We start from the raw sequence: 9,558 nt of genomic DNA on the forward strand, positions 1-9,558 counted from the left end.
GCCGGTGAAATGCAGGTTCATGTCCTCCATCGGCACGATCTGGGCCATGCCGCCGCCGGCGGCCCCGCCTTTCATGCCGAAGTTCGGACCCAGGCTCGCCTCGCGGATGCAGACGGTGGCGCGCTGGCCGATGCGGTTCAGCGCATCGCCCAGGCCGACCGTGGTCGTGGTCTTACCCTCGCCGGCCGGGGTCGGGTTGATCGCCGTCACCAGCACCAGCCGGCCCAAGGGCCGGTCGGCCAGCCCGCGGATGCAGTCATGGCTGATCTTGGCCTTGTCGTGGCCATAGGGCAGGATGTCCCGCTCGCCCAGTCCAAGCCGGGCTGCGATCTTGCCGATAGGCTGCTTCTTCGTCGCGCGTGCGATCTCGATATCCGATTTCATCTTTTTCCTCCATGACCCCCGCGCGCCAAATTGAGGGGCGCAGGGCCATGCGTCAATCCAACCGAAGTCGCGCCCGCAGCGGCGGTACCCAGGCCTCGCGCCGCATCCAGACCGCCGCGACGGCCCAGAAGGCGACGATCAGCCACAGGTCGATCGCGAGCCGCAGCCAGAACCAGGCCGCGCCGCCCTGCGGCACGGTCATGTCCAGCGCGTCGCCCCAGATCGACAGCAGCACGCAGACGATGAACGAGAAAAGCCCGCCGCGGCCGATCTCGGCCAGCGCCTCGCCCGGGGCGGTGCCGGCCATCCAGGCAAAAGGCCGCGCCAGCGGCACCGCCACCAGCCAGCTGGCGGCCAGGATCGCGATCAGCCGCGCGAAATCCAGCGACCATTTGTCGATGCCGCCGGTCAACGAACGGATGAAATCCGTCACCGGCTTGGCCGGAGGCCCGATGCGCCAGGCCAGGACCGTGGTCAGGCTGAACAGCATCACCGCGACCGACAGCACGGTCAGCAGCGCCGCATGCCGGCGCAGCACCGGCATGATGCGGTCGCGGAAGGCGCCCATGGCGACGCCGGCAAAGAACAAGAGCTGCCAGCCGAAGGGGTTGAACAGCAGGCCCGGCCCCGGCCTCTGGTTCGGGATCAGCGCGTTCAGCGGCTCGGCGAACCACCAGACCGCGACCGAGACGGCCAGCGCGGCCCAGGGCATTCGCAGCATGAAGGGCACCGTCAGCGGCACGGTGGCGATCAGCAGCACGTAAAGCGCCAGCACGTCCAGCAGGTTCGGCTGCATCCACATCAGCGCTACGGTGGCGACATAGCCGATGGGATGCTCGAAGATCCAGCGCGCGTATTGGAACCAGACCGCCGTGTGGTTCATGTGCAGCTTGAACAGCAGCGCCGAGAACAGCGCCAAGAGCACCGCCCCGGCGATCAGCGCCAGCCAGACCTGCGCCGCCCGGCGCAGGAAGCGCAGCTGCGCCACGCGGCGGCCCTGGCGCGCCTCGACCTTGACCCAGACCATGCCGACCAGGAAGCCCGACAGCAGCACGAAAAGCTCGGCCGCGTCGAAGACGGCGAAATTCGTCAGCGTGACATTGCGCAGCAGCCCGATGGGCATGTGGTCCAGCATGATGCAGACCAGCGCATAGCCGCGCAGCATGTCGAGAGCCGCGATGCGTTTCATTCTGCGGGCAGGCTCGCGAAGGCTTCGATCAGGGCGCGGTTCTCGACCAGCGCCAGGGTCTCGGCTGGGCTCAGGAAGCGCAGCGCCTGCGCCTGGCTGGCGGCATGGCCGATCTTGGCCTCGGCCGCGATGGCGTCCAGCCGCTCGGCCGCCGGGCCGCGCGGGGCCTCGGGCAGCAACGCCAGCAGCCGCGCCCGCAGCGCCGGATCATCGCCAAGGGCAGCGATGCCCCGCGTCGGCAGCTTGGCGGCGATGCGGAAGTCCAGTGCATTGGCGGCGGTCAGCAGTTCGGGCGGCTCGCGTTCCTCGGGGGTGACCAGCAGGCCCTGGCGCCGGGCCCAGCGGCCGAAGACCGGGCTTGCCGACCAGCGCGAGGTCAGCGGCGACAGGATCAGCCCGGCCAGGATCGGCGACAGCCAGACCAGCTGCCAGGGCGACAGGATCGCCAGCACCACCAGCGTGCCGGCGCCGGCCACGACATGGATGGCATGGCGGCGCAGCACCACGTGCCAGGGTGGCATCTGCCCGGCGCGGACCTGCGCCTCCCAGCCGGAATCGCGGCCGCGCAGGATCTCGAAGATCTGCCGGGTCTGGATCAGCATCTGCACCGGCGCGATCAGCGCCGAAAGCACCATCTCGAACAGGCCCGAGCCCAAGAGCCGCACGCTGCCGCCCGAGTTGCGGGCCAAGGGCCGCAGCCAGGCGCGGAAGATGGCGATGAACTTCGGCACCAGCAGGAAGGACATGGCGGCGATGAACAGCCACAGCATGCGCACCGGGTCGAAGGTCGGCCAGGTCGGGAACAGCTGATAGGTCTGCGGGAAATAATCCGGCCGCGACAGCAGCACATTGGCCGACAGCGCCAGCCCGACCAGGATCATCGCCAGCCAGATCGGCGACATCAGGAAGCCGAGGATGCCGATGGTGAAATGCACCCGGCTGATCCAGGCGAAGCCGCGCGAGAAGATGATGCGCGCGTGCTGCAGGTTGCCCTGCGCCCAGCGGCGCTCGCGCACGGCCATGTCCAGCAGCGTGGGCGGGCTGCCCTCGAAGCTTTGGCGCAGGTCGTGGTCCAGCCGCACCTTCCAGCCGGCGCGGCGCAGCAGCGCGGCCTCGACGAAATCGTGCGACAGGACATGGCCGCCGAAGGGCGGCTTGCCCGGCAGCTCCGGCAGGCCGCAGCATTGCGCGAAGGCGGCGACGCGGATGATGGCGTTATGGCCCCAGAAATTGCCGCTGTCGCCCGACCAGGCCGAGACGCCGCGCGCGATGGCCGGGCCATAGATGCGGCCGGCGAACTGGGTCAGCCGGGCAAAGATGGTCTGGCCGCCGACCAGCATCGGCATGGTCTGGATCAGCCCCACCGCGGGATCGGCATTCATCCGCGCCGACAGCGCCTTGATGGTCGCCGCGCCGACCACGCTGTCGGCGTCCAGCACCACCATCTGGTCATAGCGCCCGCCCCAGCGGCGCACGAATTCGCCGACGTTGCCGGCCTTGCGGCCCTTGTTGTCGCGCCGGCGCCGATACCAGACCGGCACCGGCGAGATGTCGCGCAACCGGCTGACGGCGGCCATCTCGGCCAGCACCGCATCAGGGTCGCGGCTGTCGGACAGCACGAAGATCTCGGCCCGCTGGCCCAGGCCCACGCGGTAGAGGTCGCGCGCCAGCGCCGCGAGCAGCCCGGCGGTGGCCGCCGCGTCCTCGTTATAGACCGGCATGACCACGGCGATGCGGGCCTCGTTCGGACCGTCGGGCGTGCGCGGCCGGCGCGCAAAGACGCCGGCGATCATCGAGGTCAGGAAGAAGCCGACCCAGGTGAAGGTGATCGCGAACAGCACCAGCAGCACCGATTGCAGGAAGGTCATCGAGGTGCCAAAGGCCAGCACCATCTGCTTCCAGCCATACCAGGCGATGGCCGCGGCGCCGCCGAAGGCCACGATCCGCGCCGCGATGGTGCCGAGCCCGGGCCAGCGGCTGTCCGGCCCCAGCGGCGGGCGGCCGCGGAAATCCTGCTCGGGCATGTCCAGCGGCGCCTCGGGCGGCGTCGCCGGGCCGTCGGCCTGCGGCAGGTCCAGCGCCTCCCAGCGTTCCTCGGCCGCAAGCGGCAGGGTGTCGGGCGGGCTGGCCGGCGCGGCGGCCGGCTGGCTGCGGGTATCGGTCACGTCGGTCACTCGCGGGTCCAGCGCGCAATCCAGGTTTCGCTGAGCGGCCCCTCGGGCCCGTTCAGCACCGCCGAAAGATCGGCCAGCTTGGCGCCCTCGGGCACGTATTCGAACGCCAGCCGCATCCGGCGCTGTTCCGGCAGCCGCAGCAGATAGCTGTGCCCGATCCGCCCGGCCGAGGCGCGCACCGCCGGCACCGGATCCTCGGCGCCGAACAGGCCCAGATCGAAATCGACGATATAGGTGCGGGCGTTCGGATCGTTGATCGCCTTGCCCGACATGGTCTCGATCACGCGAGAAATCGGTGCACTATCAGGTACTTCCGAAGCAAAGCTAAGAATGTAGTTGAAGTCGTAGCGGTTGCCGGTGACCAGGGTGTCCGCCGGCTGCCAGAAGCTGACGATATTGTCGTTGAACTCGTTCTCGACCGGGATCTCGATCAGGTTGACGGTGCCCTTGCCCCAGCCGTCCTGCGGCGCGATCCAGCCCGAGGGCCGGCGCTCATAGCGCGCCTCGGCGTCCTTGTAGCTTTCGAAGTCGCGCGCCCGCTGCGCCAGGCCGAAGCCCAGCGGGTTGTTGTCCATGAAGGCCGAGGTCTGCAGCGTCGAATGCCCCGACAGCACCCGCCACAGCCGCTGCTCGTCGCCGGTCAGCATCTGCAACCCGTCGCTGTCATGCACCGCCGGGCGATAGTCGTCCACGCGCGAGCGGTCGGTCGGCCCGAACCAGTACATCGAGGTCAAGGGCGCGATGCCGATGTTCTTCATGTCGCTTCTGGGGAACAGCGAGACGCGGGTGTCGAAGACCGTCTCGGCGCCCGGGGTGATGCGGAACTCGAAGGCGCCCGAGACCGACTTGCTGTCCAGAAGCGCATGGATCAGCACCGAGCGGTCCTGGTCGCCCGGCTTGTGGATCCAGTAGCCGCGGAACAGCGGGAATTCCTCGCCCTCGGGGCTGCCGGTGCCGATGGCCAGGCCGCGCGCCGAAAGCCCGTAAAGCGTGCCGCGCGCCACGGCGCGGAAATAGCTCGCGCCCTGGAAGACCGCGACCTCGTCCATGACGTCGGGCCGGTTCAGCGGCGTGCGGATACGGAAACCCGACCAGCCCATGTCGCCCAGCGTCTCGTAATCGACCCCGTCCGGGAACTGCGCCGGGTCGAAGTCGAACATATGCGGGTCGAACTTGACCGGGATCACCACGCCATTGTCGACCAGGCTGATGTCCACCGGCTCGTGGAAGATCGAGCCGGGCGGCAGCAGGTCCAGTGCGAAATCGCGGCTGCCGACCCAGGGATCGCGGTCGCGGCGGAAGCGGATGCCGCGATACTGGTCATAGGTCAGGTTGGCGAAGGTGCCGATCAGCTCGGCATCGCGGTATTCATAGGGCTTGCTGGCCAGGTCCTTGGCCATGGCCGCCACGTCCTCGAAACCGAAGGGTTTGGGCGGCGCGGCATCGGTTGGTTCGGTCTGCGGTTCGGGCGTGGCCGTCTCGGGGCTTTCCTGTGCCAGCGCCGCGCCCAGCGAGGACGACAGCGCGCCCACCGCCGTCATGGCGGCCCCGGCAGAGATGACAAAATCGCGACGACGCATCGACCAACCTCATTCTTCGGGCGCGAAGGCCCAGAAATTCCGAGCGGATTTCGCATTGCCGCGCGGATCAGGCAAGCCTTTTCGCGTCAGGTGGCAACCACTTGCCGAGAGTTGCGGGAAAATCGTCGCAGAAAGGGCCGCGCAGGTCAAATGCCCGCGCGGCCCCTTGGGTTTCCTGGCCCCCGATCAGCGCGCGATCTCGCGCACCACCCGGCCTTGCGGGTTCAGTTCCAGCAGCACCGGCTCGCCCTCGGGGTTGTTGGCCTGGGCGGTGACGCGGGGGCCGTCCTGGGTGATCTCGCCCAGTTGCGTATAGCCGGCCGCGGTCAGCGCCTGGCGCAGCGCCTCGGGCGCGATCGCCGCGCGCTCGGGCGCGTCGCCGGTCGGCCGAGGCGCGTCGGGCCCCCGCCCCTCGCGGCGGTCGTGGTCCCGCTTGTCGCCCCAGTGGTGGTCGCGGTCGCCGCGCCGGTCGTCATGGCGCTTGCCGTGGTCGCGGCCGCGGTCCTTGCGGTCGTGGTCGTCATCGCCCCGGGCAAAGCGCAGCAGCGTGCCATCCTCGGCAAAGGCGGCGCGGATGCGGTTCTTCTCGGCGTCCTGGCCGGCCAGCATCACGCCGCGCTCGCCGGTGAAGACCGCGCGCAGGCTGCCCAGTTCGGCAAAGACCGCGTTGTCGCGCACCACCTGCGGCACCAGCTGCTCGACCAGCGCCTGCGGCAGCGCCGCATCGCCCTCGGCCTTGATGCCGCGCAGCGCACCCTCGGCGGTCAGCATGGCCTGGATCCGGTTGCCGTCGGGCAGCTTGCCCTCGACGCGGCTGCCGCCGCGCGCGCGCTTGGTCGTGACATCGGTCAGGCCGGCGTCCTGCAACACCTTCGGCAGGGCGGGAGCCTGCGCCTCGGCCGCCGGCGCCGCGGCCGCCGGAGGCACCGGCGCGGCCGGCGCGGCCGGCGCGGCATCCTGCGCCAGCACCGGGCCGGCCAGCAGCGCCAGCACGGCGGTCAGCGCGAGGGGGGTGCGGAAAGTTCTGCTCATTTTCTGGTTCCTTGCGTGTCGGGGCGACGGCGCCCCATGCGAATCAGCGATACCCCGCCCCTTGCCAACGAAACGCCAACAGCCCGTTTGGCTTTCGTTTGGTTTTGCCGCATTACAGGGGACAGATGGTCCATGCCCGCATCCTTGCCCTGCCGCTGATCGCCGCGCTGGCCCTGCCCGCCGCGGCCGACCACCACGACCACGACCGTGGCCCCCGGCCCGAGGACCTGGCGCCCGAGTTCCACGATATGGAATTGCCGGAAAGCCACGTCCTGCCGCTGAAACAGGCGTTCCGCATCGTGGCCAAGCGCTTTCGCGGCCGGCTGATCGCCGCGCGCATCGCCGCCCCCACGCCCGAGGAACGTGCCCGCGGCGTGGTGCTGGTGCATCAGCTGCGGCTGCTGACCCCGGCGCGCGACGTGCTGGTGATCCGGCTCGACGCGCAGAGCGGCGCCTTCCTCGAGGTGGCGGGCGCCGGGCTGGCCGAGGCGCGCCGCAGGGAGGGCGAGCGATGAAATGCCTGATCGTCGAGGATGACCCGACCCTGTCCGCGCAGCTGGCGCAGGCGATGCGCGACGGCGGCTTCGCCTGCGACCTGGCCGCGGACGGCACGCAGGGCGAATTCCTGGGCGCGACCGAAAGCTATGACCTCGCCATCCTCGACCTCGGCCTGCCCGGCCTGCCGGGGATCGAGGTGCTGACCCGCTGGCGCGAGGGCGGCGTGACCATGCCGGTGCTGATCCTGACCGCGCGCGGCGACTGGACCGACAAGGTCGCGGGTTTTCGCGCCGGCGCCGACGACTACGCCGTCAAGCCGTTTCGGCTGGAAGAGGTGGTGATCCGCGCCCAGACCCTGGTGCGCCGCGCTGCCGGCCATGCCCAGGCGGTCATCAAGGCCGGGCCGCTGCGGCTGGACAGCCAGCTGGGCGTCATCACCAGGAACGGCATGGCGCTGAAGCTGACCGCCTTCGAGACCCGCATCCTGTCCTATCTCATCCACCACCAGAACCGCGTCGTCAGCCGCAGCGAGCTGTCCGACCACCTCTATGATTCCGCCGCCGACCGCGACTTCAAGTCGATCGAGGTCGTCATCGGCCGGCTGCGCCGCAAGATCGGCGAGGGGCTGATCGAGACCCGGCGCGGCGAGGGCTACGTCCTACAGGCCGCGCCGTGATCTGGCCGCGCGATTCCATCCGCGCCCGGCTGATCGGCCTTGGCGCGGCGCTGACGCTGGCGGCGCTGGTCGCGGGCTATCTGGCCATCGCCGCCATCCTTGAGGATTTCATTGCCGGCCGCTTCGATGCCGAGACCGAGGCGGTGGCCGATGCGCTGATCGCCGGCGCCAGCATCGATGCCGGCGGTCGGCTGCTGGCTGGCCCCGAGCCGACCGACCCGCGCTTCCAGATCCCGCTCTCGGGCTGGTTCTGGCAATTGTCGCAGGACGGCCGGGTCACGGCCAAGTCGCATTCGCTGTTCGACAATGTGCTGCAGCCCCCCGATGCCGAGTTGCAGGGCGGCCCCGGCCTTGGCCCCGATGGCGAGGCGCTGCGCGTCACCCGCCACGGCTTCACCCTGCCCGGCAGCGATTCGGCGCTGGCGGTGACGGTGACGGCGCCGCGGGCCGAGATCGACGCGAGCCTTGCGCGGCTGCGCCGGCCGCTGGCGGTGTCGCTGGCGGTGCTGGGACTGGCGCTGACCGCGGCGAGCCTTCTCCAGGTCGCGGCGGGGCTGCGCAGCCTGGACCGGCTGGGCCGCGACCTGCGCCGCATCCGCGCCGGCCGGGCCGAAAGCCTGGCCCTGCCCGCCGTGGCCGAGCTGCGCCCTGTCGCGGCCGAGATCAACGCGCTTCTGGAACAGAACCGCAGCGTGCTGGCCCGCGCGCGCGAGCATCTGGGCAATCTCGCGCATTCGCTGAAGACGCCGCTGGCGGCGCTGGACAATGCCCTGCCGCCGGACCATCCCGGCCATGCGCTGGTCGCGCGCATGGACCGCCAGATCGGCTGGCACCTGCGCCGGGCGCGCTCCTCGGCCGCACCGCGGCTCCTGGGCCACAGCACCGCCGCCCTGCCGGTGATCGAGGATATCCTGCTGGTGCTGCGCGGTCCGATCCGCGAGTCGGGCCTGGCGGTCGAGGTCGCGGCCCCCGGGCGCCCCACCTTCGCCGGCGAGCGCCAGGATCTCGAGGAGATGGTCGGCAACCTGGTCGAGAATGCGGTGAAATGGTCCTCGGGCCGGATCCGCATCGGCGCCGCGGTCCAGGGCGACCGGCTGCGCATCGCCATCGAGGACGACGGCCCCGGCCTGCCGGACGCCGATCACGCGCTGGCCCTGACCCGTGGCGCGCGCCTGGACGAGGCCGGCCCGCCCGGCACCGGCCTGGGCCTGGGCATCGTCGCCGATCTCGCGGCGCTGCACGGCGGCGCGCTGGCGCTGGAGCGCTCCGACCTGGGGGGCTTGCGCGCCGTGCTGAGCCTGCCGGCGATCGCCCCGGGCGGCTGACAAGCGACGTCTTGACTTGCTGCCGCCGGGGCTGCGAAAGGAAGGGCCAAGGAAGTGTGGCCGAGTGGTTTAAGGCTCTGGTCTTGAAAACCAGCGTGGGGGAGACCCCACCGTGGGTTCGAATCCCACCGCTTCCGCCACTTCAGTCCCTGAGTGGGCACTGGTTTACGCCACTTCCCGCCACAAGCTGCTGTAGCAGCCGGGACTTCGATCCCATGATGCGAACCTCACCGTCTGCGACCTCGACACGCTGGTCAGTGCGCGCAGGTGGTCGCGGCGATAGCCGCCACCTTCCAGCCAGATGCGTTTGCGGGCGGTTGCCGCGAACTTGCGCAGCATTTGCGGCGTTACGGCTTTCTGACCGGAGTTTTGAAGCATGGCCTGCGCCCGGTCGGTGTCGGTCGTGGCCTGATCGCGGATGGCCTTGAGTCCGTCGATGCGGTCTTTCAGCGCCGGGTCGTCCAGATCGGCGACGCCCGCCTCGATGGCGTCAAAGAGGCGCTTGAGCCGCAATTCCGATTCGGCGGCGCGCTTGTTCAACTCGGCGATATGCTCGCGGCGCTCCGAATGCTCCTCTCTGCGGTCGAGCGCGGCGGCAAGGATGGTTTAGAGCCGCTCGGGTTGGAGTAGCTGGCCCTCAAGGTGGTCGGCAACCAGATCGTCCAGTTTCTCCATCGGCACGGCCATGCCCTCGCAGGCG

The 9,558-nt window shown here is 70.2% G+C and carries 9 protein-coding genes and 1 tRNA gene; 4 read left to right on the forward strand and 6 right to left on the reverse strand.

Annotated features, from left to right (window positions below; genetic code table 11):
* The 5 genes from E3D03_RS19265 to E3D03_RS19285 form a co-directional block, all read right to left on the reverse strand.
* The coding region (locus E3D03_RS19265) for a formate--tetrahydrofolate ligase (protein WP_263568297.1) at positions 1 to 384 on the reverse strand (384 nt) is incomplete at its 3' end.
* Positions 385 to 436: 52 nt separating this feature from the next.
* Positions 437 to 1,573, reverse strand: coding sequence for an OpgC domain-containing protein (locus tag E3D03_RS19270; RefSeq protein WP_263568298.1), 1,137 nt, complete (start codon positions 1,571 to 1,573; stop codon positions 437 to 439).
* A complete protein-coding gene (gene mdoH / locus E3D03_RS19275) occupies positions 1,570 to 3,747 on the reverse strand; it encodes a glucans biosynthesis glucosyltransferase MdoH (RefSeq protein WP_263568299.1) in 2,178 nt (725 codons plus the stop codon). Before mdoH ends, E3D03_RS19270 begins: the two co-directional genes overlap by 4 nt.
* Positions 3,744 to 5,327, reverse strand: coding sequence for a glucan biosynthesis protein (locus E3D03_RS19280; RefSeq protein WP_263568300.1), 1,584 nt, complete (start codon positions 5,325 to 5,327; stop codon positions 3,744 to 3,746). The genes mdoH and E3D03_RS19280 overlap by 4 nt, the downstream gene beginning before the upstream one ends.
* A gap of 186 nt (positions 5,328 to 5,513) precedes the next feature.
* Complete coding sequence (locus tag E3D03_RS19285; RefSeq protein ID WP_263568301.1) at positions 5,514 to 6,359, reverse strand: hypothetical protein; 846 nt, start codon at positions 6,357 to 6,359, stop codon at positions 5,514 to 5,516.
* Between the two features lie 125 nt (positions 6,360 to 6,484).
* Here E3D03_RS19285 and E3D03_RS19290 point away from each other — a divergent pair, with 125 nt between their 5' ends.
* From E3D03_RS19290 to E3D03_RS19305, 4 genes are all read left to right on the forward strand, one after another.
* Complete coding sequence (locus tag E3D03_RS19290) at positions 6,485 to 6,874, forward strand: hypothetical protein (protein WP_263568302.1); 390 nt, start codon at positions 6,485 to 6,487, stop codon at positions 6,872 to 6,874.
* Positions 6,871 to 7,533 (forward strand): response regulator transcription factor, encoded by a 663-nt coding sequence (locus tag E3D03_RS19295; protein ID WP_062563264.1) that lies wholly within the window; start codon positions 6,871 to 6,873, stop codon positions 7,531 to 7,533. Before E3D03_RS19290 ends, E3D03_RS19295 begins: the two co-directional genes overlap by 4 nt.
* The gene (locus E3D03_RS19300) at positions 7,530 to 8,858 is read left to right on the forward strand and encodes a sensor histidine kinase (RefSeq protein WP_263568303.1); all 1,329 of its coding nucleotides are present in this window, start codon (positions 7,530 to 7,532) and stop codon (positions 8,856 to 8,858) included. The genes E3D03_RS19295 and E3D03_RS19300 overlap by 4 nt, the downstream gene beginning before the upstream one ends.
* A gap of 50 nt (positions 8,859 to 8,908) precedes the next feature.
* A tRNA-Ser gene (locus E3D03_RS19305) sits at positions 8,909 to 8,998 on the forward strand.
* 25 nt (positions 8,999 to 9,023) lie between these two features.
* On the opposite strand, the gene E3D03_RS19310 is transcribed toward E3D03_RS19305, so the two are convergent.
* The gene (locus tag E3D03_RS19310; protein ID WP_263568304.1) at positions 9,024 to 9,398 is read right to left on the reverse strand and encodes a hypothetical protein; all 375 of its coding nucleotides are present in this window, start codon (positions 9,396 to 9,398) and stop codon (positions 9,024 to 9,026) included.
* Between the last annotated feature and the right edge of the window lie 160 nt (positions 9,399 to 9,558).

It is taken from the genome of Paracoccus sp. DMF (assembly GCF_004407025.1).
Taxonomy (GTDB): Bacteria; Pseudomonadota; Alphaproteobacteria; order Rhodobacterales; family Rhodobacteraceae; genus Paracoccus; species Paracoccus aminovorans_B.

Excerpts from the sequence above, each read along its gene's own strand:
- E3D03_RS19270 (WP_263568298.1), bottom strand. The coding sequence starts at position 1,573 with ATGAAACGCATCGCGGCTCTCGACATGCTGCGCGGCTATGCGCTGGTC.
- E3D03_RS19290 (WP_263568302.1), top strand. The coding sequence starts at position 6,485 with ATGGTCCATGCCCGCATCCTTGCCCTGCCGCTGATCGCCGCGCTGGCC.
- E3D03_RS19285 (WP_263568301.1), bottom strand. The coding sequence starts at position 6,359 with ATGAGCAGAACTTTCCGCACCCCCCTCGCGCTGACCGCCGTGCTGGCG.
- E3D03_RS19295 (WP_062563264.1), top strand. The coding sequence starts at position 6,871 with ATGAAATGCCTGATCGTCGAGGATGACCCGACCCTGTCCGCGCAGCTG.
- E3D03_RS19280 (WP_263568300.1), bottom strand. The coding sequence starts at position 5,327 with ATGCGTCGTCGCGATTTTGTCATCTCTGCCGGGGCCGCCATGACGGCG.